The organism is Streptomyces sp. GQ60, from assembly GCF_059758875.1.
Genome location: NZ_JCAXEG010000005.1, coordinates 532,878 through 556,229 on the forward strand (window position 1 = coordinate 532,878; position 23,352 = coordinate 556,229).

Here is a 23,352-nt window from a genome sequence, read left to right on the forward strand (position 1 = left end):
GCTCAGGCTCCCCGCCCGAGCAGGAAGAACAGGCTGGGCCCGAAGTTGAGGGCGGCCAGCGGGCTCTGGAGGCGCTGCTCGACCGCCAGCAGGCGGTCCTCGCCGACGCTCCGCTTCAGCCGGCCGCTGCGCATGTTGGACACGGATAGTTTGTCCTCGACCCGTAGCCCGGTCTCCGCGAACTGCCGTACGACGGTGTCGGGATGGTGGTTCACGAAGGGGATGCCGCCCTCGGCCGCCTTCTCGGGGGAGCGGATGTCCACGGGCCCGCGCGGGATGCCGCGCAGCCGCTTCGCGTAGCGCAGCTTGTTCAGCATGTGCGCGGAGTTGGCCACCTCGATCAGGGCGCGGCCGCCGGGCTTCAGCACGCGCACGATCTCGCGCAGTGTGGGGCCGGGGTCGGGCAGGTGGTGCATGACGCGGACCATGGAGACGAGATCGGCCGATCCGTCGTCCAGCGGAAGGTGTCCGGGCCGCATGTGGTGCGCCGTGATCCCGGGATGATCGGCCGGCAGCCGCCCGGCGATGGCCACGTGCTTGGCGCTCGGGTCGAACATCATCACCCGGGCCGCGTACTCCTTGAGGACCGGACTCAACCGCTCGAACCCGCCGCCCACTTCGCAGACGAGTCCGTAACGGGCCCCGCCGATCAGCCGTTTGACCGCGGCCATCTCCGCCGCGTGTTCGTCGTCGCGCCCCTGCCAGTAGGCGACGTAGTCCTCCGACTCGTCGTCGTACTGATCGCCCCGTGTGTCACCGTCGTCCATGTGCCGCCCCCCGATGTGCATGTGTGGCGCATCATCTCGGCGGATCCAGGGGGAGGCAACGCCTCCGGTGTGTGGGGGCTGCACGGATTCCCGGGTGCGGGGTGTTTCGGTCCCGCACCCGGGTACCGGGGTCAGGCGGTGGGGGGTACCCGTGCCGGGCGGCCCGCGCCGCGGGTCAGGCGGTACCCGCCGATGCCCGCGAGGGCGGCGAGCAGCCCGCCGGCCGCCGTCCAGATCCAGCGGTCCGACCACCAGGTGCCCGACCAGCCGTCGGCCGGAGCGACGCCGGACGCCGTGCCGGCGCCGGGGACGAGCGGCACGGCCAGGGCGTTGTCGGCCGCGTAGGCGCCGCCGACGTCCTGGGCGTCGGCCCGCAGGCGTGCCCGTACCGGCTGGCCGAGGTCCTCCGTCGCGAGGTCGGTGACGGTGAGCCGCAGGTAATAGGCCCCCGGCAGCGGGTCGTTGGCCCACTGGTCGGCGCCCGAGCGGACCGGGCGCAGGGTGCAGGACAGGTCGACGGTCGCGGCGTCCTTGGCGGCCGTACGGGTCTGCGTGCCGTACGTGCAGGGCTGGCGGCGGCGCAGGCCGTCGTAGACGTCGAGCTGCCACGTGGAGGCGGAGTGCCGGCCGGTCGCGGCGGGCAGGGTGACCGATGCCCGCACGGTGGCGCGCTGCCCCGAGTCCAGGGGGAGCACCCAGTAGAGGTAGTCGCCGGTGGAGGCGTCGGCCGTGGCCTCCTGGCCCAACTGGAGCGGGGTGGCGGTACGGAAGGCCGTGCCGGCCTCGGTCGGTGCCTCCCCGGTGCCGCTCGGGCTCGGCGACGGCGAGGCCGCCACCCCGAGCAGGCCGCCGCCCACGAGCAGGGCGGCGGTCAGCGCGCGGCGGACGCGGCGGCCGGGCTGTCCGGGCCGTCCGGGCCGTCCGCCCCGTTCGGGCCGGCCGGTCGGGGGTCGTTCGCTTCGTTCACGTCTCAGGGCACTCATCAGTTGGTCCTCCAGACCGCGATACGCCAGCGGGAGACCCAGCCCCACACCAGTCCGGCGAGGAGGCCGGTGAGCGCCAGGGCGCCGAGCAGCCACCAGCCGCGTCCGAGGCCGAAGGAGGCCACGTCGGAGGCCCCGTCCGGGCCGTCCACCACGTCGATGGTCATCTCGACCGGCATGCCCGGGGTGGTCTTGACCGAGGCGGGCGCCGAGAAGGAGTTGCTGACCTGGAGGCACACGGTCTCGGCCGGCTCCTCGTCGTCGGCGCTCCCGGCCTTGGGATAGCGCAGCCCGGACGAGATCAGGTCGGTCCGTCCGTCACCGGCCTCCTGGCCGCGTACGATCTCCCGGCCGCTCGGCGTCGTGGCGCGCAGCAGCACGCCGTAGTCGTTGTTCACGGCGCGGTCGGCCCCGATGCTGACCGAGGCCCGCAGCTCCTGGCCCGGCGCTACGGAGACCCGGTACCAGCGGTGCTCCGCGAAGCTCTCGCGGTCGCTGTAGAGACCGGGCTTCAACTCCGGTGCTCCCGCACACTGCTTGGCGCCCTCGGTGGCCACCGGATTGACCACCGGCGTGGCCGCCCGGCCCACCAGCTGCCGGACTCTGCCGGAGAGTTCGGCTGTGTGCTGCACGGCGGTGTACGTGCCGCCGGTGGCCTCGGCGATGCAGATCAGCTGGTCGCGGGTCTTGGCGTCGGGCACGAGCCCGAGCGTGTCGATGACCAGGTGGATGCCCTGGGCCGCGATGTCCCGCGCCACTTCACAGGGGTCGAGCGGGGCGCAGGTGTCCTCGCCGTCGGTGATGAGCACGATCCGCCGGGTGGCGTCGCCGCCCTTCAGGTCCTCGGCGGCGCCGAGCAGTGCCGGTCCGATGGGCGTCCAGCCGGTGGGGGCGAGCGTGGCCACCGCCGCCTTGGCCTCGGTCCGGTTCAAGGGGCCTACCGGGTAGAGCTGCTTGGTGTCCTTGCAGCCCAGGTTCTTGTCGGGGCCGGGGTAGTTGGCACCCAGGGTCCGTATGCCGAGCTGCACCTCGTCGGGTACGGCGTCCAGCACCTCGTTGAACGCCTGTTTCGCGGCGGACATCCGGGTCTGGCCGTCGATGTCCTGTGCGCGCATCGAGCCGCTGACGTCCAGCACCAACTCGACCTTGGGAGCTTCTTTCGCCACCGGTTCACCGGCGGCGGCACCTGCCGGGAACAACCCGACAGCGAGGGTGACGAACAGGCCGCACGCACTGGCCCTCACCCGTCTTCTAGTGATCATCGCCGGATCGTATTGAGATTCCCCGCACCCGCCAAACCGAGCACCTGTTCAGGAGCCACCGGAGTCGGCCGACGCGCTTGCGGAACGCCCGGTACGTCCATGTCCGGCGGGCGGGCGCGACCGGTGCGGTGCGTCGCGCCAGCGGTACCGGATCGATGAGTCCATAGAATCGCTCTATGCCCATCTCTCCCCGCGTCCCCGACCTTCCCGCCCTCGACCTGCTGCTCAGCGTCATCGAGCTCGGCAGCCTGGGGCGGGCCGCCGAGGCGCACGGCATCAGCCAGCCCTCGGCCAGCTCCCGCATCCGCTACCTGGAGAAGCTCGTCGGCCTTCCCGTACTGGAACGCTCCTCACTCGGCTCGAAGCCGACCCCGGCCGGGGCGCTGATCGCCGAGTGGGCCCGGACCGTGATCGACGCGGCGCACGAGCTGGACGCCGGCATCGGCGCCCTGCGCGAACGGCGCAGCTCCCACCTGAAGGTCGCGGCCAGCCAGACGGTCGCCGAGTACCTGGTCCCCAAGTGGCTCATCGGGCTGCGGACGCAGCATCCCGCCACCAGCGTCGCCCTCGAATCGGGCAACTCCGCCGACGTGGCCCGGGCGGTCCTGGAGGGACGCGCCGAGCTGGGCTTCATCGAGAGCCCCCGCGCGCCGAAGGGGCTGGAGAGCCACGCCGTGGCCAGGGACCGGCTCCGCGTCGTGGTGGCGCCGACGCACCCCTGGGCGCGGCGCACCGCCATCACCCTCGACGAACTCGCCGCCGCCTCGCTGATCCAGCGGGAGGCGGGATCGGGTACGCGCACCGCCTTCGAGCGCGCGATCACGGCCCACCTGCCCGACTGGAGGCCCTCCGCCCTGCTGGAACTGGCCTCCACCACCGCCATCAAGACCGCCGTGGCCGGCGGCGGCGGGCCCGCCGTCCTCAGCTCGCTCGCCGTCGCCGACGAACTGGCCGCCGGCACCCTGCGGTCCCCGACGGTCACCGGCCTCGAACTCGGCCGCTCGCTGCGCGCCGTCTGGCCCACCGGCCGGCGTCCTACGGGCCCGGCGCGGGACCTGTACGCCCTGGCCCGCAGGCAGCTCGGCGCGGGGGCATAGGTGGCGGCCGGTCATAGAACCGCTCTATGGATCCATTGATCCGTTGCCGCTACCGGGCCGGAACTCCCCGCCGGAGGATGAACGCGTAAGCCTCCGATGAAGCAGGGACACCATGTACACCATCCTCTTCCTCCTGATCTCCCTATGCGTCCTGGCGGTCGTCCGCGACTGGCCGGGCAGGACCCGGCTCCTGTTGTGGGCGGGAACCCTGAGCGTCACGCTCCTCGCGTTCCTCCCCCACCTCGACCGCGCCTTCAACCTGAGTTTCTGAGGAGGAACAGGAATGTCCATCGCCGAAACCATCACCCCCGCCGCCCGTCCCGCCGGGACCCCCACCGCAGGGCTCTCCCACCGACTCGGCCTCTGGTTCGCCCACGCCTACGTCCTCGGCATGTGCGCCACCATCGGCGGCGCCTACGTCTTCCAGTTCGGGCTGTGGGAGTACCCCTGCCCCATGTGCCTCCTGCAGCGGATGTTCATGCTGCTCAGCGCCATCGGGCCCGCCGTGATCATCGCCCGCTCCCGCAAGGGATCGGTGACCACCCGGGAGTTCGCCTCCGGCTGGGGCATCGCCATCGTCTCGGCCCTCATCGGGGGGACCGTCTCCGGCGCACAGGTACTGATGCACATCGCCCCCGGGGACCCCGGGTACGCGGGCGCCCTCCTCGGCCTGCACTTGTACACCTGGGCCGCCATCACCTTCTTCCTGGCCGCCCTCGCCGCCGGCGTCAACCTCGTCCTGGCCGACCAGGCCGCACCGCTGGACGCCGCGGCCGGCTCGCCCGTCCTGCGCCGCGCCGCCGCCTTCACCCTGGCCGTCCTGGCGTTCATCGCCGTCAGCAACCTCGTCGCCTGCTTCTTCCTGCAGGGCTTCCACTGGCAGATGCCCGGAGACCCCACCGGCTACCAGTTCTTCACCGACCTCTTCTGATCCGCCCCACACGTGCACCTGCCGATTCCCCGGCCGGCCACCTGGCCCGCCACGGGGGATCGGCAGGTGCGGATCCCGCCGGCCGATCGGCTACGAGGCCGGGGCGAGGGTCCCGGCGAACAGTCCGCGCAGCGTCTGGATCCCGGCCGTGAGCCAGGCCAGCACGAGGAACACGTACAGCCCGCCCGCGAGCCAGGCGCAGGCGGTCAGCCCGGTGTGCCGTGCGAGCCCCTCCGCGCCGGTGACGCAGGTGCCGACGGGAAAGGTGAGGGCCCACCAGGTCATCGAGAACCCCATGCCCTGCCGACGGGCCCGCAGGACCACCGCACCCGCCAGCGCGAACCACAGCAGGGCGAAGCCCATCGCCGGCACCCCGTAGAGCACGGCGAGCATCCTGAAGCCCTCGGCGTAGGGGGCGGGGAGCACCTGCGGCGCGGCGTCGGCGAAGTTGTTCGCCGCCGTCGTGGACTGCCCCAGCGGGCCGAGCACCAGGAAGAGCGTGGGCGTCAGGGCGAGCGGCAGCCGGGGGCCCGCCAGCAGCCGCGCGAAGACGATGGGCAGCAGGAACAGCGTCGCCAGCAGGCTCATGCCGAACATCGCGTAGCAGCCGAGCAGGAGGGCCTGCCGCCACTGGCCGGCGGGCAGGTGCGGGAGCAGCAGGGGTCCGAGCGCGGCGGCGACCATGGGCGCGACCACGGGCAGGATCCACACCGGTGAGGCGCTGCCCGGCTTCAGCTCGTGCCGCAGCGCCATCAGATACGGAATGGCGGCGGCCACCAGGAGCCCGACGGCCGTGCCGGCCGTGTACAGCACCGTGTCCACGGCGACGGCGGCGCCCAGGCCGATCCAGTCCTTTCCGACCAGCAGCGTGCCCCCTCCCACCGCCAGCAGGGCCATGGAGAGGCAGCCGTAGAACGGTGCCACCGCCGGATCGAGCAGATGGGCGCGCGCCTGGTCGCCGTGACGGGCCCAATGGACCGTCCGGGTGATGAGCAGCACCGCCAGCATCACCGCGGACAGGGCCCAGACCACCGTGCAGGCCGTGCGCAGCCCCGGGACGTGCCAGGGGAGGGCCACGCCGGCGTTGGCCACGATGGCCGTGCCCATCACGCTCGCGTACCAGTTCGGGCCGAGCTGTCGCACGCGCGAGCCGCGGTGGCCGGTCACGGTGGGGAGCACGGAGCTGGCCCGGGAGGGTGCGGTCATACGTCAACGGTGACCGGCCGCGCTCACCTCGACCAGTCGGCGTCCTGAGGGGCGGGGCTGCGGGGCGCCGGCGGGGCGACGGGGACCTGGAGGCTCCCGTAGCGTTCCATGCGCTGCCAGCGCAGGCGGGATCCGGCGATGGCGGTGAACACGGACTGGATGACGACCAGGTACATCAACTGGCGGTAGACGAACTGCTGGAGCGGCAGGCTCCACAGCGGGCCGGGGTGTTCCTTGTCGAGGCGGAAGGCGTAGAGGCCCATCAGGAGCTGGAGCAGCAGGAAGGCGCACCACAGGCCCAGGATCCGGAGCGGGTCGAGGAAGACCAGGCCGAAGATCGCGGTGACGTCGACCACGGGGGCGAGCAGCGGCAGCAGCACCTGGAACATCAGGAGGTACAGCAGGCCCCGTCGGCCGAGCTTTCCGGCCTGGCCCCGCTGGGTGAGGGCGCCCCGGTGCTTCCACATGGCCTGGAGGGTTCCGTAGCACCAGCGGTAGCGCTGCTTCCAGAGGGCGCCGAGGGTGGCAGGGGCCTCGGTCCAGGCCTTGGCCCGCTCCTCGTAGACGACGCGCCAGCCGTCCCGGCACAGGGCCATGGTGAGGTCGGTGTCCTCGGCGAGGGTGGTGTCGCTGACACCGCCGACGCGCAGGAGGGCCTCGCGGCGGAAGGCTCCCACCGCGCCCGGCACGGTGGGCATGCATTCGGCGAGGTCGAAGAGGCGGCGGTCGAGGTTGAAGCCGACGACGTACTCGATGTGCTGCCAGCGGCCCAGGAGCCCGCCGCGGTTGACGACCTTGGCGTTGCCCGAGACGGCGCCGACGCGGCGGTTGGCGAAGGGCTGGATGATCATGCGGACGGCGTCGGTTTCGAAGACGGTGTCGCCGTCGACCATGACGAGCAGGTTGCAGGAGGCGGCGGCGATGCCCGTGTTGAGGGCGGCGGGCTTCCCGGCGTTGCGCTGGCGGATGACGCGGACGCCCGGCAGCCGGAGGGACTCGACGATGTCGGCGGTGCCGTCGGTGGACCCGTCGTCGACCACGATGATCTCCACCGGATGGTCCGAGGCCAGCAGGGACCGGACGGCCGCTTCGATGCCCGCGCTCTCGTTGTAGGCGGGGACGATGATGCTGACCGGCTCGGTGACGGGGGCTCCCCACGGCACCCGGCGCTTGCGCACGTGGCGGCGGGCCGCGGTGAAGACGGCCACGGCGCGCAGCACGCTGATGGCGCCCGCCGCCCACAGCAGCCAGGACAGCGCGCTCAGGACCCAGTCGCTGGCGCGCAGGGCGTAGATGAGGGAGATGCCCTGCCACGCGTCCACGGTCGCCGCCTCGTGCGTGGCCGCGGGCAGGCCCGTCGCATCGGTGACGGTGGCGAGCTGGAAGCCCGCGGCCTTCAGCCGGGGGACGAGGCGTTCGAGCGCCGCGACGGTCTGCGAGCGGTCGCCGCCGGCGTCGTGCAGGAGCAGGATCTGGCCCTCGGAGCCCTCGGGCAGGGAGTTGGCCACGATCTGGTCGACTCCGGGGCGGCGCCAGTCCTGGCTGTCCTGGGTGCTGAGGACGGTGAGGTACTCCTCGGTGCCGGCCTGGACGACTGAATCCCAGGCTTTGTCGTTCAGCGCCGCGCTGGTCGAGGAGTAGGGCGGGCGCAGCAGCGGGGTGGTGACTCCGGTGGCACCGGCGATGACCAGCTGGCTTTCGCGCAGTTCCAGGGAGCGGCGCCAGGGGGAGGCCGTGCCGAGATCGGTGTGGGTGAAGGTGTGGACGCCGATCTGGTGGCCGTCCTCGACGATCCGGCGCGCCAGGTCGGGGTGGGCGGCGACCTGCGCGCCCACGGTGAAGAAGGTGGCGCGGACGTCGTTGCGCTTGAGGACGTCCAGGATCTGCGGCGTCCACCGGGGGTCCGGACCGTCGTCGAAGGTCAGGGCGATGGTGCGGGGTTTGACGGGCGCGGTCCGTCCCGCGGATCCCTCGATCACCGGTCCGCGGTCCGCCCGTCCGGATCTGTTCCGGGACGGTGCCGGCCGGACCCGGATCGCGGTGGGCTCCGTCGGCGGTGCCGTCGAACATGTGCGTGACGTAGCCCTGGAGGAGCAGGGCCGCCGAGAGGGTCAGGATCAGCGTGGTCAGCAGCAGCCAGTGGGTGCGCAGGGGGACGTTGCGCACGGTGCTGTGCCGGCCGCGCGGGAGGCGGCGGTTCTTCGACAAGGGGAGGTGCTTCCTGCTGGTGCTGGTGCCTGAGCGGGGGCGGGGGCGGGAGCCGGTCAGGGGTGAGCGGTCGGCTTGCCGCCCTGGCCGGGCGCGGACGTGGAGCGGCCGCGGTTGGTCTGGCCGGGGGCCGGCGTGGTCCCGTTGGTGGCGGAGGGCGCCGGGTTCGCGGGCGGCGCGACGGTGGCGCCGGCCGTGTTCCGGGGAGTGGCACCGCGGTCGGGGCTCTCCGCGGACGGGTCGGCCGGTGCCTGGGTGGCACCGCTCACGCCGCCGGTGCGCTTCGGGGCGACGCTGGACCCGGGGGCCGGGGATGCGCTCGGCGCCTTGCTCTGCGCGGCCCCGGGGGCCTGCGAGGAGTGGGGGAGCGGCAGGAGCGGGGAGGACAGCGTGGGGCCGCCGAAGAGCGAGCTCAGCAGCAGGACGATGTAGCCGACGGCCGGAACGACGAGCAGCCACCCCAGGCGCCGTACGCGACGCTGGCGCCGGCCGGAGGAGTCGACGAAGACCGGACTCGGGTCGGGGGTGGCGGCGGTGGGAGCGGGTGCGGTGGCCGGAGGCGCGGGCTCGGGCTCGTAGGCGTACACGGGATCGGGCTCGGGCTCGGGCGCGTAGGCGTAGGCGTACGCGGGACCGGGCTCGGGTTCGGGTTCGGGCGCGTAGGCGTACGCGGGTTCGGTCGCGTACGGGGGCGGGTACGCGGGCACGTTCGCGGGCGCGGGCACGAACGCCGCGTGCGGATACGGTTCCGCCGTGGAACCCGGTGGTCGGTGCATCGGTGGACAGCCTCTACAGGTGGTGGACGGGGACCGGGCGGGGGTACGGACACGGGGGACGACCCGCACCCGCCGGACCGGAGCCCGTCCGGGGTCAGGGGTTCGCCCCCGAGGGGCGCCCGGTCGGGACGTCCCTGCGGGGCGGGGACGGAACGGTGTTCGGGGAGCCCGGCGGGCGGGTGCCGGGCCCGTGCTCACCGGCGCTCGGCCCCGGGGTGACGGGACGCCGGCTCGGTTCGGGTTTGCCGGGAGGCGTGGGGGTGCCGGCCTGCGGGTTGCGCGTCGGCGGCGCGGCCGGCGCGGAGGCGCTCGGCTCCGGTCCGCCGCCCTGGACGGGAGCGCAGTAGCCCGCAACGGCGGACCGGCCTCCCGCCGCGGCGACCAGCGCGGCGAACCGCCGCTCGGCCAGGACCTCTTCGGGGCGCGGACCCGGGACGCGGGCGAAGGCCCGGCACAGCTCGGCCAGGTCGGCCGGCACCGCCGCGGACGAGCGGCCTGACGCCCCGGGGGACGGCGCGTCCGCGACCCGGCTGCCGGGCGCGGGGGAGGCGGCCGGGCGGTCGGCCTCCGGCGTGCCGCCCAGGACGGCGGGGAGGTTGCCCGTGCCGGCCGCGACGGCCACACCGCCGAGGGCGGCCGCCAGCACGGCGGCGGCGACCTTGGCGCCGAGGAGCGTCGCCGGGGCGAGCGGCGAACGCCTCCGGGAGACCGGGAGGGGTACGGGCGCGGCCGCGGGTCCGGGACCGGTCGCGGGTCCGGGTCCGGTCGCGGGTCCGGGACCGGCCGCGGCGACGTGAGGGGCGGCGGGGGCGGACGAGGGGGCGAGGCGGGCGGCCCGGAACATGGCCAGGGCTTCCGGCGCGCCGGACCATTCGTCCTCCCCGGCCGGAGCGGCGGCGGCGGCGAGCAGCCCGGCGAGGGCCTCGTGGCCGTCCGAAACGCCGGACCACTCCCTCAAGCCGGACGTATCGGACGCACCCGGCGTGCCCGACGCCTGCGACCGGGCGCCGGCGAGCAACTGCTCGGCCGTGGCGTGGTCGATCCGGCGGGATCGGTGGGTGCTCATTTCGTGCCCTTCAGCGTCGGAGCCGTCGTCGGTGTCACTCCTGGGGCGGAAGTTTTTTCGGACCGCCCCGGACCGCCCGGTTCGCCCGGTATGCCCCAGCTCCCCACGGCACCCGCCACCCCCTGCTGTTCGAGGAGTTTGGCGAGCTTGCGCAGCCCGCGGTGCGAGGCCATCCGTACCGCACCGGCCCGCTTCCCCAGCACCCGCGCGGCGCTCTCCGCGTCCAGATCCATGACCACCCGCAGGAGCACCGCCTCCGCCTGATCGCGGGGCAGCCGCGAGATCAGGGCGAGCGCCGCGCCGGTCCCCATCGTGGTCAGCGCGGACCCCTCGGTGTCCTCCCTGGCGGCCCGGTCGTGCAGGTACTCGACCGGCACGCTCACGGCCGGCCTGCGGCGACGCCGCCGCAACAGGTCCATGGCCCGGTTCCGGCCGATCGTCGACACCCAGCCGCGGAACCCGTCGAAGTCCCCGCTGAACGAGTCCAGGTCCCGGGATATCTGGAGCCAGGCCTCGGAGGCCACGTCCTCCGCGTCCTCGCCGACCAGGACGGTCAAGTAGCGCAGGAGTACGGGCTGCACCGCGCGGAACAGCGCCTGGAAGGCCGCTTCGTCCCCCTGCTGCGCCGCCCGGACGGCGCCCGTCATGTCTGCCGGGGCGCCCCGGGGTCCCGGGGCAGCCTCGGTCCCCGGGGCGCCCCGGGTCCCGGGTATACCCGCTTCGCTGTCGGCTCCGCCGAACTCCTCCGCACTGTGCACGCGGGACATCATGCGCCACCCGCGCCCGAGGACTCACCCCGGCCGCCCCGCCGACCTCTCCCGGCCGTCTGCCCGCCGTCTGCCCGCCGTCTCCGGGCCGTCGCCGTGCCGCCTCCCCGGGCGCCGTCGCCCGGCGGCCCGGCGTACCGGCCGTTTCGCTCCGGGTCTGGTCAAACGCCGTGACGTTGAGCAAGGATCGCGTCCGCACCCCGTCACCCGTGTTCTTCCGGCACCCCACGCCCCTCACAGGAGGATGTCCATGCCCCGCCGTACCTCCCGCGGCCGTACCGCTGCCGTGATCGCGTCCCTGACCTTGCTCGGCTTGGCCGTACCGGCCTCCGCCCACGCCTCGCCACCCGCGTCCGGACTGCCCCAGGGACGCGTCTTCATGGTCAATCCCGTCCAGTCCACCGGTGATCAGACGCTCGTCGACGCCAAGGACTCGGCCGGCGCCGTACCCGACTCCGCCTACGCCTCGGCCGCGCTGCGCAACCTGGACGGCAGCGGGGGCCTGTCCGGCCGGTGGGCGTACGTCCGGTCCGAGACCGGTGCGCCCGCCGCCGTCCTGGAGGCCGGCCGGTACACCCGCGCCGACGACCAGTTCGAGCAGGTCATGGCCTACTTCTGGGTCAACGAGGCGCAGGAGTACCTGCAAGGCCTCGGCTTCGGCAGCGAACTGCCCGGAGCCAACGACCGCGCCCAGCCCGTCCGCATCAACCAGTGGGGCGCCGACAACTCCTTCTTCACCGACAAGAAGGCCGAGATCCGCTTCGGCAAGGGCGGCGTCGACGACGCCGAGGACGCGGAGGTCATCGTCCACGAGTACGGGCACGCGGTGCACCACGCGCAGGTCCCCGGCTTCGGCACCTCCCCGGAGGCCGGGGCGATAGGCGAGGCCTTCGGCGACTACCTGGCCGTCACGGTCGGTGACAACGCCGCGGCCGTCCGCGGCTGGCCGCGGGGGACCGACCCGGCGTGCGTGGCCGACTGGGACGCGGTCGGCTACTCGGCGGCCCCGCACTGCCTGCGCCGCATCGACGGGAACAAGGTCTACGCGGACCGCACCGGCCAGGTGCACGCGGACGGCGAGATCTGGTCCCGTGCCCTCTTCGACATCCGGGGTGCCCTGGGCGCGAGAACGGCCGACCGCATCATCGTCAACGCGCAGTTCGGCTTCGCCCCCGACACCAGCTTCCGGGACGCGGCGCTCACCACGATCGCCACCGCGCGGAGCATGCACGGGGCGAGCGCCGCGGACGCCGTCCGGACGGCGTTCAAGGACCGCCGGATCCCCGGTATCGAGTAGGGCGCCCACGGGCGGGAGACGTAGCCCCGCTCGAAGTCATCGGCGGGCACCCGGGCGAGCTGGTCGACCGTTCCGCGGTGCAACAAACCGGGTGCCCGTCGCCGACCCGGTGCTGTTTCCTTGCCTCATGCACACGACGGGACCGGTGCGTCTGCGCCCTTGGGCGGACAGCGACCTCTGGCTGCTCAGGCGCCGCAACACCGTGCAGATGACGCGTCACCTCGGCGGCCCCGAACCGGACGGTGCCCTGCTCGCCCGCCACCGCCGCTGGACGGCCAGGAGCGCGAACGCCGCGCACGAGGGCCGGGTGTTCCGCGTGGAATCCGCGACGGGGGAGACCGTGGGTACGGTCTCCTTCGCACCGAGGGAACACGGCGGAGAGCCGATCCTCGAAGTGGGCTGGGGCGTCCTGCCCGAGCACCAGCGCCAGGGCTGGGCGACGGCCTCCGTCCGAGCCCTCCTCGCCCACCTGGCCGCCCTCCCCCCGGCGCACCGCCGTCCGGTGGTGCACGCCTTCCCCCGGGTGGCGAACGAGGCTTCGAACGCGGTCTGCCGGGCGGTGGGCTTCACCCTCCTCGCCGAAACGGTGCACGAGTACCCCCCGGGCCAGTACCACCCCAGCAACAACTGGCGCTTCACCCTTCCCTGAACCCGAAGGGGCCTCAGCCGGCCCGGGCAAGCCCTAGACCGGGGAGGGTTCGACGGATGACCAGCCCTTGGCGGTCGGGGTGAAGACGATTCCGCCCACCACCAGGAAGCCTGCCGGGCCGTCCGTTCCCGGGCGGACGCCGCCCGGAACGGTGAACCGGCCGGTCTGCTTGCGCGAGGCCAGGTCAATGACGACGCCCGAGGTCCGGCACCGTACGTACGCCAGCCCGTCGGTCACCACCACCGCGTTCGCGGCCTCCGGGCGCTCCGGGTCGGTGCACTCCTTCGCCAGCGGAATCCGCCACACGGCGCCGCCGGACTCCTGGTTGAGCTCCATGAAGCCCGGTTCGCCGCCCGCCGCGGTCGCCATCAGGTACACCTTGTCCCCGGCCGCGGCGGGCCCGGACAGGGTCGTTCCGGCGTACGGGAGGTCGGCGCTCCGCCGCCGGGCGGGCTCGCCGCGCAGCACACCGGCCCCGTTCTCCTTGCTGCACAGGAAGACGGTCGCCTCGTGCACGTCCCTGGCCAGGGTCAGCCCGCGGGTCTCGCAGGTCCCGGGCATCGCGAACCGCGTGCCGTCCTGGGGGGTCCCGAACGGCAGCTTCTTCCCCGTGGCCCCGTCGAGGGCGCTCACGAAGGTCTGGAACCCCATGTCGGCGTTCTGGGTCCGCCCCTGTACGTACACCCGGTCCCCGTCGACGCGCAGCGCCGGGTAGCCGTCCTCGGATCCGGACACCGCCTGCTGCCACAGGAGCTTCCCGTACCGGGTCTCCAGGGCGGTGACCGTGCCGGACGCGGAGACCGCGAACACCCGGCTGCCGTCCGCGTCCAGGACCGCCCGCTTCAGCTTCTCCTTGGTGGGGAACTCCCACCGGGGGGTGCCCTCGACGAGGTCCAGCGCGGTGAACCCCTTGGCCCCGGGCACGATCACCGTGTGGGTTCCGGTGACCGCCCCGGGGGCCACCAGCGGGGCCTGCCCGTCCACGACGTCTTCCAGGACCAGTCCCCACAGCTGCTGGCCGGTCGCCGCGTCGAACCGGCCGAGTCCGTCGCCGGGCAGCCCCCCGCCGCCGGGGAGGGGCGACGTACAGACCAGCGAGGAGTCCGCGTACACGCAGGACCCCATCTGGTCGTCGCCGTCCCAGGCCCGCCAACCGCCGGGGCGCCGGGCGGGCGTGTCCGCGTAGGCGCGGCTGCCGGCCGGGCTGCCGCCGTCGGTGGCCACGTACGGGGCGAGCGACCCGGTGACCGCCGGCTGGGAGGGCTCGTGCGTGGCCGCGCCGGGGCTGCCCGAGGTGCCGGGCGTCCCGGAGGGGCCCGCGGACGACCCGGGGGCCTTGGCGTCGTCGCGCGTACCGCCGTCCGCCTGGGAGAGCCGCAGATAGACCCCGCCGCCGGCCAGCAGCGAAGCCGCGAGCACCCCGGCGAGCAGGGCGCGCCCGCGGGGCCCGCGCAGCCGCCGGGGCCCGCGCAGCCGCCGGGGCCGGCCGGCCGCCGTGGCGCCGGCGGGCCCGGTCGGCGGCCCGGAACGGCGGGTGAGCGGTCCGTCGGTGTCCTCGGCTCCGTCCCCGGACACCGCGGGCGATCCCGCCGGGCCGCCTGGGGGCGCCGCGTCGGCACGGGCATCGGCGGCACCGGCAGCGGCAGCGGCATCAGCGCGGGCACCGGCACCGGCATCAGCATCGGCGCGGGCACCGGCCGCCGGATCCGCCTCCGCGCCGGCCCGCGAGCCGGTCCAGGTCCCGGCCCCGACGGGCTTGCGCGCCTCCCCGCCCGGGTCCCCGTCCTCGCGCAGCGGGGCCTCCCAGTCGGCCGCCGGGATCTGCGCGAGCGCGGCCAACAGCTCGTCCGGTCCCGGCCGGGCGGCCGCATCCTTGTCGAGGCACGCCCCGACCACGGCCCGTAGGGAATCGGCCAGCCGCCCGATGTCGGGCGCCTCCGAGACCACGCGGTAGGCCGTCATGTAGTGCGACTCCGCGTCGAACGGTCCCCGCCCGGTCACCGCGAACGCCAGCACCGACCCCAGCGAGAACACGTCCGACGAAGCCCGCACCCGGGCGGGAGCCGACAACTGCTCCGGCGACATGTACGGCGGCGTCCCCAGGATCTGCCCGGTCGAGGTCAGCGTCTGCTGCCCGGCCGCACGCGAGATCCCGAAGTCGATGACCCGCGGCCCGTCGTCCGTCAGCATGACGTTGTCCGGCTTCAGGTCCCGGTGGATCACCCCGGTGGTGTGCAGTTCGCGCAGCGCCTCCACCAGTCCCAGCGCGAGCACGCGGAGCGCGCTTCCGCGCAGCGGCCCGTCCGCCTTCACCCGCGCGCCCAGGGTCCATCCCGGCACCAGCTGGGTGGCCATCCAGGGCCGCTCCGCGTCCGGGTCGGCGTCCACCACCGCGGCGGTGAACGCCCCGCTCACCCGCCGGGCGGCCGCCACCTCCTGCCGGAACCGGGTCCGGAACTCCGGGTCGTCGGCGAACTGCTGGTGCACCAGCTTCACCGCGACGAGCCGCCCCGAAGCGGCCCGCCCCGAGTACACCGTCCCCATCCCGCCGGAACCCAGCCGGGCGATCAGGACATACCCGCCGATCGCGCGCGGATCCCCGTCCCGCAGTGTCATGTCCCGCCCCGCCCGCCCGAGTACGTCCGTCGGCGGCACCCTATCCCGGACCTGCGCACTCCCACGGCGAGGCACCCCCGGCCGCTGCCGTTCCGCATGCGGTACGCCGAGCGCACGGCCTCCGTGGAGGTTCCGGTGGAGGTTCCCGCCCCCACGGATACCTCCGGCCGAGGGGTCAGGCGGCGCCCCGGCCGCCCTCCGTACCGTCCGGCGGCGCGGGCGTCCCGCGATGTCCGAGGTTCACGGCCGCGGCCTTGGCCAGCGCCACCGGGTTCAGGAAGCGCAGCGGACCGATCAGGCGGGACGCGAACAGGTGCGTGTGCCGGGCCATCGACTCGTCGCGGGCCGCCGCCGAGAACACCAGCTTCTCCATGGGGTTGAACGGACGGGCCCTGGCGAAGTCGGCCGCCAGGAACTGGTGACCGCGAAGTCGCCACTGGTGTCTGCGCGCGTACCGCGCGAGCGACCTGTCGAGGCTGCCCCGACCTGTCGAGGCTGCCCCGACCGGCCGCGGCCGGGGCGACCGCCTCTGCCAGCCACTGCGCGGACTCCAGGGCCCACCCGCACCCCACTCCCCACAGGGGGTCGCCGGTGAGGGCGGCGTCGCCGATGAGCGCTACGCCCGCCGCGGTCGGCTTCCGGCTGTGCAGCGGGTAGTCGAGGGTGCCGATGATCTTCGTGACGCGCTCTGCGGAGTCGAGGGGCGGAGCCTCGGGCAGGGCGCGGACGAACGCGGAGAAGCTGCCCTCCAGGTCTTCCCGGAAGGCCGGGAGCCGCTTCTTGTCCGGGAGCACGGTGAGGACCGTCACCCCGTCGTCGTTCGGGAACGCGTACGCCATGTCGGGTTCGAGGAACCAGGTGTGGCCGATCCCGCCGGGCAGCGGAAGACCGCGGTAGTGCGCGAGGTAGCCGAACCGCGTGTTCTCGTACCGCCGGGCGGGGAGCCCGGCGAACTCCGCCACGGCCGAGTCCTTGCCGTCGGCGCCGACCACCAGCCGGGCCCGGATCTCGCGCTCGCCGTGCGGAGTCGACGCGCGGACCCCCACGGTCCGTCCGGCCTCCCGGACCAGCCCGGTCACCCGATGGCCGAGGAGCAGATCGACGCCGGGGGTCTGCGCCGCGCGGGACCTGATCAGCGGGTCGAGGGTGCTGCGCCGGACGTTGTACGCGTACGGCAGCTCGGGGCCGCCCGGCGCCGGCCGAGGCTCGATCCAGCCCCATCGGGTGTACCAGCGGGCCGTGTTGCGGACCGCTCCGGCCTCCTCCAGGGCGGGGACGAGACCGATCTCGTCCAGCACCGGATAGGCGTTGGCCGTGATGGAGTGGGTGCAGAGCACCTTGTACGCCGCGGGGTCCGAGCGGCGTTCCAGCAGTGCCACGCGGACGCCGCGTCGAGCGAGCAGGATCGCGGCGGCACTGCCGGCGAGGCCGGCCCCGCTGATGACGACGTCGTAGTCGTGTTCCGCACTCTCGGGCCTGGGCATGCGTCGATCGCCGCCTTCGGGACGTGGTGCCGCTGGGGGGAGGGGAGCGGTGCAGCATTAGCATCCGACGATGACGACGCCGACGGACCAGTCCTTCCTCGACGCGGTGCGCCGAGCCGACGTCGGCTGGTTGGCCGGCCGGCTCGACGCGATGCTCTGCTCTCCGGCCGTCTTCGGACGTCTCGTCGGGCACGGGGATTCCCGCCTGCGGTACCTGGGGCTGGTCCTCCTCACCGAGCGCGTCACCTCGGGCCGGACGGGCGACGAGCGGGAGATGGCCGAGCTCGCGGGGCTGCTGCCGGCATCGGTGCCGCGGGCGCCGGAGGAAGCGCTCGTCCTGGCGCGGCTCCACGAGCGTCTGGGGCCGTATCTCCGGGGGCGCCGCCGGCCGTCCTGGCGCACGGCCGACCTGCCGGTGAGGGTTCGGATCGCCTGGCTGCGCGCCGAGCTTCTGAACGATCCGACGCGGCTCCGCGAGGAGCCCGCCGGTGAACTGCTGTACCAGGCCGTACGGGAAGTCACCGCCACCGGTGCGCACCGGCCCGAGCACCTCGTCGAGGAGCTGGTGGACAGCGGCGATCCGGTGCTGCAGGCCGACGCGCTGCGGCTGGCCCGGCAGGGACTGCACGCCGGCCTGCTGGCCCCCGCGCTGGTGCGCGCACACGTGGTCAGCCTGCTCGGCGCCGCCAGTGCGGACGTGGTCGTCGCCGCACTGGGTGAACTCGCGGAGCCCTGGGTGGCGTTGGATCCACTGCCGGCCGGGCGCCTGTCGCCCTTCCTCACCGCCGGTGCGGTGTTCACACGGCCCGGGGCGGCCGATGCCGCACTCGCGGCCGCGGCCCGCCACGGACACCGCGGCCTGCTGTGGCAGGTCATCGACGATCCGGAACTGCCGCCGGGCCTTCGCCGGCGCGCGATGGAACTGCTCGGTGGGCTGGCGGACCGCGGTGACATCGGCACGCTGACGGCCATCGCCGCAGAGGACCCGTTGCTGTTCGGGGGTCCGGCGGTGACCTGCCTGCGCGGGCTCCACCGGCGCGGGCACTTCCCGGACGGCCCGCACGTCCCGTCCGTCATCGGCCTGGCGCTGGCCGATCACTCGATTGCGCCCCACGAGGTCGCGACGGTCCTGTTCACCTGCCGCCAGGAGACGCTCCGCGTCCTGGTGGACGCGGCAGCCGACGACCCGAGCTGGCCGCGGCGGCTCGCGCTGCTGGTGGCCCTGGCCGGACAGGGGGCGGGGGAGCTGCCGATCGGGGACGCGATCACCCGCCTGCTTCCCTCGGCTCCCGTACCCGGGCCGTTCCTCGAGGCCATCCGCGCCGTGCGCCACGCGGCCGCCGAGGACGCCGTGATCGCCCTCCTGTCGTCGGCGCCCGCTACGGCCCTGGACGCTCTGGAGGCCATCGGCGGGCCCCGGACGGTGACGGCGTTGCACGAAGGGCTCGGCCTCGCCGCGGGGGAGGGCGGGGGAGACATCGCGCCGCATCTCCGCGCGGTGCGCGACCGTGCACTGGGGGTGCTGTGGCAGCTGACCGACGATCCGTCACAGCGGCGCGCCCTCCTCGTCCGCCTCGATCCCGCCGATCTGCCGGCTCGCGTCGCGGCGGACCTCGGTGGGCCGGACGAGCGGGAACTGGCGCTCCTGAGCTCCCATCTGGACCCCGAGCAGCCGGTGGCCGCCCTGTGCAGACTGGCCGCCCACGGCGGCGCCGGCACGCTGCCGGTCGTCGCGGACCTGCTCCTGCGCATCGTGGCCGAGCTGGCGGCGGGCCGGGAGCCGGGCGGAGCCGCCCCCCGACTCGACGACGGACCGCCGGCCGGGGAGCCCGTAGTGCCCCAGGAGATCCTGGACGCCGTACACGGCCTGGGCCGCCGGCTCCACGAACGGGGGCGGATCAGGCCGTCCTGCCTGCTCGACGCGGCGACCCCGCACGAGGCGGGGCACGCCCTCGTCGCGACCGTGGCGCTGGATCTGCTGGACCGGCCCGGACTGTCGAGCGGCGAGCAGGCGATCCTGCTCGAACTCCTGCTCCGAGCCCCCTACGCGGGCACCCGTGCCCGGGTGCACCGCCTGCTGCGGCACCGCGACCGGCACGTGCGCAAGCACGTGATCGCGCTGCTCGCCCGCGAGGCCACGAGGGAGGACGCGCAGGCCTTGTCGGCGACGTTGATCGCGCTGACCGCCGCCCAGGACGTCCAGACCGTCCGACAGGCGCTGTTCGCCCTCGGTCACGCGCGGGCCCGCTGGGCCTCCACCGCGATCGCCGCATGCCTCGGCCATCCGAACATGAACATCAAGAAGACCGCCGCCTCGGTTCTGGCCGGCACGGGAACGCCCGCGGCGGTACCGGCGCTGCTCTTCCGGCTCGGGCGCCACGACAACCCCGGCCTGCGCGGCATGCTCGTCGAGGCGCTGCGCGCCATCCTCGGCGACGCGTATCCGGCGACGGTCCTCGCCGCCGCCGAACGCAGCGATGACGGCCGCGCCCGCGCACTGCTGCTGGAAGGCCTCGACGGCATGCTGCCCGTGCGCGCGGTCCGCGCACTGGACGACCAGGGATCACGGGTCGCACCGGCCCTGCTCGCCCTGGTGGCGGCCGGTCGGGTCGGCCTCGCCTCCGGGACTGCCGAGGACCTGTCGACGGCCATGGCCCGGCACGGCATCACCACCCCGGCCGTACCCGGGCCGGCGGGGGACGACGGAGCGAACCGCGACATCAGGTCGCTGGAGACGGAGGGCTGGCACACGCCGGTCGCACTGCGCCTCGCGGCGCGCCACGAGCTGCCGCGTCCCGCCCGGCTGCGCGTGCTCCGGCCCCTGTTGCCGGACTGGCTGCGCCTGGCCGCCTCCGACCCCGCCGAGCGGGGCCGCGTCCTGCGGCTCGCGCTGCGGGTCTGCCCCGCGCCGTGGACGACCGGGGAACTCGCGGCCTTCGCCCGGTCCACCGGGGTCCTGCTCGCCGGGCTCGCGGGGCTCGCCGGACTGGACGGGCTGGACGAGGCCTCGGCGGAATACCGGCAGGGACTCCTGGCGGTACTCGAAGCCGTCGCGCCGACTCTGCCCGCCTTCGAGAAGCAGGCCGTCGCCCAGGAGGTACGCGCGCTGCCCTGCGCCCCCGCGAACGGCCCGTCCACACTGGCACTGCTCCGCGGCCTCGGCGCGGTACTGGTCCGCGCCGACCTCGACCAGGCCCTGGCTTCGGCCCGGCTGGGCACCAGCCCCCGGGAGGCCGAGACCGCCGTACTGCGGGACGCCTTCGCCGCCCCGCGGCCCCCTGAAGCCGTCGAGTCGGCCGAAGCCGAGGCGTGGCGGGCCGCGCTGGACGCCGCGGTGCGCACACCGGGCGCCCTGGCGGAATTCCGCCGGGCCGACCGGGCCGACCGGGCCGAGCGACTCAAGCGACTCGGCCGCCCCGGCCGACCGGACCAGCAGGACGACGGCACCCTCCCGGCCTCCCGGGACCACCTCCTCTCCGCGCTGATCGACGTCCACTCCTCGGCCGGCCCCGAGGTCCGCGCCTCCCTCATCGACTGGATGGCGGACGTCCAGCCCCTCGACGCACCGCCCTGGACCCTCGCCGAAACCGCGCACGCGCCCGCCCCGCGACCGCGGACCGTGCACATCGACGACCTCGACCAGCCCCGTTCGACCCCCCTACGGGAACGCCTGCTGGCCATGCTGCGGGCGTCCGCGCAGGACCGCCGGCACACCGCGGCCCTCGCGCTCCTGGAGTGGCCCGAGCCCGAGTGCAGGCTTCCCGTGCTCCGAGCGTTCCTGCACGGCCGCATCGACGTACCCGTCGGTGCCGACCTGGCCCGCACACTGACCGGGATCGACGAGAGCGAACTCCGCGCGGACGGCATCCTGCGCGACAGGGTCGCCCTCGTGGCGAGCCGGCTCGACCCCGGGGACCTGGAACCGCTGGTCCCGCTGCTGCTGGAATGGTGGGAGCACGACCCGCCGTCCAGCAGCTCCGCGGCCGGGCAGGCCCTGGGCAAGGTCCCCGCCGACGTACTGGCGCAGCACCTCGGCGACCGCCTCGACGCCGGCGCCTGGGGGTTCCTCGACCTGCTCCACGGGCGTTCCCTGCTGCGCACTCCGGCGCTGGCGCGGACCTGTCGGCGGCTGCGCGCCGAAGGGCGCGACGACCTCGCGGACGGGCTGGTCCTCGTGGACGGTCCGCTGCGCCGCCCGGACACGGCGCGGCAGGACGCCGACGCGCTGGCAGCGCTCCGCGACCGTGCCCCGGCCTCGTCGGCAGGAGCGTCACAACCCGCCTCCCGACAGGAGCTGTTGGATCTGGCCCGCACCGGCGACCCGGTACGGGTACGCCAGGCCCTCACACGGCTGACCGAGGGGCACAGCGGACCGGAAGCAGACGGAGACCCACAACTGCTGGCTCTAATAGAACAGTTGCTTCGCCACCCCAAGCCCAGGGTCCGTCTGCACGCCCACCGGACCTCGCGGGCCATGCTGGACCGCCAGACTTACCTGCACCACACGTCGATCCTGCTGGACGACCCCCAGCCGGACCTGGTGCGCACGGCGATCCGGACTCTCTGCCACGCGAACTGGGTTCCCGCGATCCCCACGATGACGGGAATGCTGGAGCACCCGCATCACGTGGTCCGCAGGGCCGCGGCCGAGGGGCTCACCAGAATGGGCGACCCGGCGATCCCCGCTCTCAGGCAAGCCGCCGTCCGCGCCCGCCCCGACCGGCGGTCCCGCTACGCGGAGATCCTCGAACGGATCGCGGCCGACCAGGTCCGCTCCCGACCGGCCTGACGGGACACCCGGTCCGGGCGACGTGCCGGCGTCGTCAGGTCCCCACCGGGCGGGGCTGCTGCAGAGCGGTGGCGACCACGTCCAGGAGGCGCTGCCACGAGGCGAGCGACCGCTGGTGGCGCGCCTCTTCGAGTCCGCTCAGAATGCCGGCCAGGGGAATGCCCAACTCCGCCAGGGCGTCGAGTGCTTGGCCGCACGGCGCCCCGGTCGCCTCGTCCTGCTGGACGCGGCCGTGGTCGGCGATCGCCCAGAGCAACTGTTCCGAAACCGCGCTGACCGTGTCGGGGGCGAACAGGCCGTCCGCGTAGTGGGTGTCCCGGTAGTCCGAGCCGCTCACCGCCGTCGCGGCCCAGACCAGTTGCTGACGCCGGGCCCCGTGTTCGGTGTACGGCTGCCAGGACTCGCCCGCGTACGTCTCCCGGTGCCGCGCGAGGATGGAGTGGGCGACGGCCAGGGCCGTCCTGCCGCGCAGGGCCAGGGCCCGGGCCGTGCCGATGGCGTCGAGCAGCGGGTCCACCGCGTCGTCGACCGGGCTGACGTGGAACGACGCCACGGAGTGGATGCGGGACAGCGGGTGGCCCGCCTCCGCGGCCTGCGCGAGACCGGCGAGGTGCGCGTCGGTGACCTGCTGGTAGCGCTCGGCGGAGAACACCGAGGTCGCGTGCACGCCGATGCCCTCGGCCAGGCACGCGGTGATCGCCCACAGGCCCGTGTCGGTGGCCGGGATCTTCACCAGCAGATTGGGCCGGTCGACCTTCCGCCACAGCGTGCGGGCCGAGTCGAGCGTCTCCTCGCGGCCGTGGGCGAGCCGCGGGTCCATGTCGACCGACACCAGCCCGGTGGTGCGGTGGCGCACCAAGTGGGTCGGCAGCAGGACGTCGCAGGCGTTCTGGATGTCGCGTACCACCAGCTCGGCCACGGCCCGGCCCGCGTCGGACTCGTGGCCGGCCAGGTCGCGCAGCTGTTCCGCGTAGAAGGAGCCCGTGGCCACCGCGTGGTGGAGCAGCTCCAGGTTCGTCGTGGCCCCGGACACCCGCCAGTCGCGCACCAGGGCGGCGAGGGCGTCGCTGCCCAGCAGGAAGCGGCTGATCCCGTCGATCCAGAAGGAGACGCCGCCCTCGTTCAGCTGCGCCAGCCGTACCGCCGTCATCGACTCCCCCCACGGAGTGCGGGGAGGAGGCGGAAGGGGGAGGCCCGCACGACGGGCGGCTCGGTGGGTTGTCGCGGCGCGGTCACCGTTCGCTCAGTGCTCCTTTGGACGGGAAGCGAGGGGTTCGGAGTGCCCCGTACGACTTCACCCCGACCTTCGCCCACGGCGGGGAGGAGCAGAAGGGAGCAGTCAAGACTTCGTCAAGTATGCGGTGATATCGCGTCACTTAGACGCAATTGTGGGCAGGGGCAGGGGCAGGGGCAGGGGCAGGGGCAGGGGCAGGGGCCGGGGCCGGGCCTGCGGA

General features: G+C 74.3%; 17 protein-coding genes. 6 read left to right on the plus strand and 11 right to left on the minus strand.

The window, feature by feature from the left end:
* Positions 1-2: 2 nt before the first annotated feature.
* From AC6CKD_RS16400 to AC6CKD_RS16410, 3 genes are all read right to left on the minus strand, one after another.
* Positions 3-767, minus strand: coding sequence for a class I SAM-dependent methyltransferase (locus AC6CKD_RS16400; RefSeq protein ID WP_498328067.1), 765 nt, complete (start codon positions 765-767; stop codon positions 3-5).
* Between the two features lie 131 nt (positions 768-898).
* Positions 899-1,750 carry a hypothetical protein gene (locus AC6CKD_RS16405; protein WP_498328069.1) on the minus strand — a complete coding sequence of 284 codons (852 nt, stop codon included), beginning with the start codon at positions 1,748-1,750 and terminating at the stop codon, positions 899-901.
* Positions 1,750-3,012, minus strand: coding sequence for a VWA domain-containing protein (locus AC6CKD_RS16410; protein WP_498328070.1), 1,263 nt, complete (start codon positions 3,010-3,012; stop codon positions 1,750-1,752). Before AC6CKD_RS16410 ends, AC6CKD_RS16405 begins: the two co-directional genes overlap by 1 nt.
* Before the next feature lie 176 nt (positions 3,013-3,188).
* On the opposite strand from AC6CKD_RS16410, the gene AC6CKD_RS16415 reads away from it, so the two are divergent.
* The 3 genes from AC6CKD_RS16415 (at position 3,189) to AC6CKD_RS16425 (ending at position 5,040) form a co-directional block, all read left to right on the plus strand.
* A complete protein-coding gene (locus AC6CKD_RS16415) occupies positions 3,189-4,109 on the plus strand; it encodes a LysR family transcriptional regulator (protein ID WP_498328071.1) in 921 nt (306 codons plus the stop codon).
* A 112-nt stretch (positions 4,110-4,221) separates the two neighbouring features.
* Entirely contained in the window at positions 4,222-4,380 is a 159-nt protein-coding gene (locus AC6CKD_RS16420; protein WP_498328072.1) for a hypothetical protein, read from the plus strand.
* A gap of 12 nt (positions 4,381-4,392) precedes the next feature.
* Positions 4,393-5,040 carry a disulfide bond formation protein B gene (locus AC6CKD_RS16425; protein ID WP_498328073.1) on the plus strand — a complete coding sequence of 216 codons (648 nt, stop codon included), beginning with the start codon at positions 4,393-4,395 and terminating at the stop codon, positions 5,038-5,040.
* A gap of 90 nt (positions 5,041-5,130) precedes the next feature.
* Here the strand turns inward: AC6CKD_RS16425 and AC6CKD_RS16430 are convergent, their stop codons facing one another.
* The 5 genes from AC6CKD_RS16430 to AC6CKD_RS16450 all read right to left on the minus strand — a co-directional run bounded on the left by AC6CKD_RS16430 (position 5,131) and on the right by AC6CKD_RS16450 (position 10,943).
* Complete coding sequence (locus AC6CKD_RS16430) at positions 5,131-6,246, minus strand: TDT family transporter (protein WP_498328075.1); 1,116 nt, start codon at positions 6,244-6,246, stop codon at positions 5,131-5,133.
* Positions 6,247-6,269: 23 nt separating this feature from the next.
* A complete protein-coding gene (locus tag AC6CKD_RS16435) occupies positions 6,270-8,225 on the minus strand; it encodes a bifunctional polysaccharide deacetylase/glycosyltransferase family 2 protein (RefSeq protein ID WP_498328076.1) in 1,956 nt (651 codons plus the stop codon).
* A 285-nt stretch (positions 8,226-8,510) separates the two neighbouring features.
* A complete protein-coding gene (locus tag AC6CKD_RS16440) occupies positions 8,511-9,230 on the minus strand; it encodes a hypothetical protein (RefSeq protein WP_498328077.1) in 720 nt (239 codons plus the stop codon).
* 94 nt (positions 9,231-9,324) lie between these two features.
* Complete coding sequence (locus AC6CKD_RS16445; protein WP_498328079.1) at positions 9,325-10,296, minus strand: hypothetical protein; 972 nt, start codon at positions 10,294-10,296, stop codon at positions 9,325-9,327.
* Entirely contained in the window at positions 10,293-10,943 is a 651-nt protein-coding gene (locus AC6CKD_RS16450) for an RNA polymerase sigma factor (RefSeq protein ID WP_498328080.1), read from the minus strand. Before AC6CKD_RS16450 ends, AC6CKD_RS16445 begins: the two co-directional genes overlap by 4 nt.
* Before the next feature lie 370 nt (positions 10,944-11,313).
* On the opposite strand from AC6CKD_RS16450, the gene AC6CKD_RS16455 reads away from it, so the two are divergent.
* Together AC6CKD_RS16455 and AC6CKD_RS16460 are read left to right on the plus strand one after the other, a co-directional pair.
* The gene (locus AC6CKD_RS16455) at positions 11,314-12,360 is read left to right on the plus strand and encodes a M4 family metallopeptidase (protein WP_498328081.1); all 1,047 of its coding nucleotides are present in this window, start codon (positions 11,314-11,316) and stop codon (positions 12,358-12,360) included.
* Positions 12,361-12,487: 127 nt separating this feature from the next.
* Positions 12,488-13,009 (plus strand): GNAT family N-acetyltransferase, encoded by a 522-nt coding sequence (locus AC6CKD_RS16460; protein WP_498328082.1) that lies wholly within the window; start codon positions 12,488-12,490, stop codon positions 13,007-13,009.
* 33 nt (positions 13,010-13,042) lie between these two features.
* Here AC6CKD_RS16460 and AC6CKD_RS16465 read toward each other — a convergent pair whose 3' ends face one another.
* Together AC6CKD_RS16465 and AC6CKD_RS16470 are read right to left on the minus strand one after the other, a co-directional pair.
* A complete protein-coding gene (locus AC6CKD_RS16465) occupies positions 13,043-15,625 on the minus strand; it encodes a protein kinase domain-containing protein (RefSeq protein WP_498328084.1) in 2,583 nt (860 codons plus the stop codon).
* On the minus strand, positions 15,622-17,109 hold the full coding sequence (locus AC6CKD_RS16470; protein ID WP_498328086.1) for an NAD(P)/FAD-dependent oxidoreductase: 1,488 nt from the start codon (positions 17,107-17,109) through the stop codon (positions 15,622-15,624). Before AC6CKD_RS16470 ends, AC6CKD_RS16465 begins: the two co-directional genes overlap by 4 nt.
* Before the next feature lie 70 nt (positions 17,110-17,179).
* Here AC6CKD_RS16470 and AC6CKD_RS16475 point away from each other — a divergent pair, with 70 nt between their 5' ends.
* On the plus strand, positions 17,180-21,898 hold the full coding sequence (locus AC6CKD_RS16475; RefSeq protein WP_498328087.1) for a HEAT repeat domain-containing protein: 4,719 nt from the start codon (positions 17,180-17,182) through the stop codon (positions 21,896-21,898).
* Between the two features lie 34 nt (positions 21,899-21,932).
* On the opposite strand, the gene tal is transcribed toward AC6CKD_RS16475, so the two are convergent.
* Positions 21,933-23,048: a transaldolase gene (gene tal, locus AC6CKD_RS16480; protein ID WP_498328089.1), complete on the minus strand. Its 1,116-nt coding sequence runs from the start codon at positions 23,046-23,048 to the stop codon at positions 21,933-21,935.
* Positions 23,049-23,352 lie beyond the last annotated feature (304 nt).

Bases quoted from the DNA above. Each gene is read 5' to 3' on its own strand.
- AC6CKD_RS16475 (WP_498328087.1), top strand. From the start codon at position 17,180: ATGACGACGCCGACGGACCAGTCCTTCCTCGACGCGGTGCGCCGAGCC.
- AC6CKD_RS16445 (WP_498328079.1), bottom strand. From the start codon at position 10,296: ATGAGCACCCACCGATCCCGCCGGATCGACCACGCCACGGCCGAGCAG.
- AC6CKD_RS16460 (WP_498328082.1), top strand. From the start codon at position 12,488: ATGCACACGACGGGACCGGTGCGTCTGCGCCCTTGGGCGGACAGCGAC.
- AC6CKD_RS16405 (WP_498328069.1), bottom strand. From the start codon at position 1,750: ATGAGTGCCCTGAGACGTGAACGAAGCGAACGACCCCCGACCGGCCGG.
- AC6CKD_RS16455 (WP_498328081.1), top strand. From the start codon at position 11,314: ATGCCCCGCCGTACCTCCCGCGGCCGTACCGCTGCCGTGATCGCGTCC.
- AC6CKD_RS16470 (WP_498328086.1), bottom strand. From the start codon at position 17,109: ATGCCCAGGCCCGAGAGTGCGGAACACGACTACGACGTCGTCATCAGC.
- AC6CKD_RS16420 (WP_498328072.1), top strand. From the start codon at position 4,222: ATGTACACCATCCTCTTCCTCCTGATCTCCCTATGCGTCCTGGCGGTC.
- AC6CKD_RS16430 (WP_498328075.1), bottom strand. From the start codon at position 6,246: ATGACCGCACCCTCCCGGGCCAGCTCCGTGCTCCCCACCGTGACCGGC.
- AC6CKD_RS16440 (WP_498328077.1), bottom strand. From the start codon at position 9,230: ATGCACCGACCACCGGGTTCCACGGCGGAACCGTATCCGCACGCGGCG.
- AC6CKD_RS16415 (WP_498328071.1), top strand. From the start codon at position 3,189: ATGCCCATCTCTCCCCGCGTCCCCGACCTTCCCGCCCTCGACCTGCTG.
- AC6CKD_RS16400 (WP_498328067.1), bottom strand. From the start codon at position 767: ATGGACGACGGTGACACACGGGGCGATCAGTACGACGACGAGTCGGAG.
- AC6CKD_RS16465 (WP_498328084.1), bottom strand. From the start codon at position 15,625: ATGACACTGCGGGACGGGGATCCGCGCGCGATCGGCGGGTATGTCCTG.
- AC6CKD_RS16410 (WP_498328070.1), bottom strand. From the start codon at position 3,012: ATGATCACTAGAAGACGGGTGAGGGCCAGTGCGTGCGGCCTGTTCGTC.
- AC6CKD_RS16425 (WP_498328073.1), top strand. From the start codon at position 4,393: ATGTCCATCGCCGAAACCATCACCCCCGCCGCCCGTCCCGCCGGGACC.
- tal (WP_498328089.1), bottom strand. From the start codon at position 23,048: ATGACGGCGGTACGGCTGGCGCAGCTGAACGAGGGCGGCGTCTCCTTC.
- AC6CKD_RS16450 (WP_498328080.1), bottom strand. From the start codon at position 10,943: ATGACGGGCGCCGTCCGGGCGGCGCAGCAGGGGGACGAAGCGGCCTTC.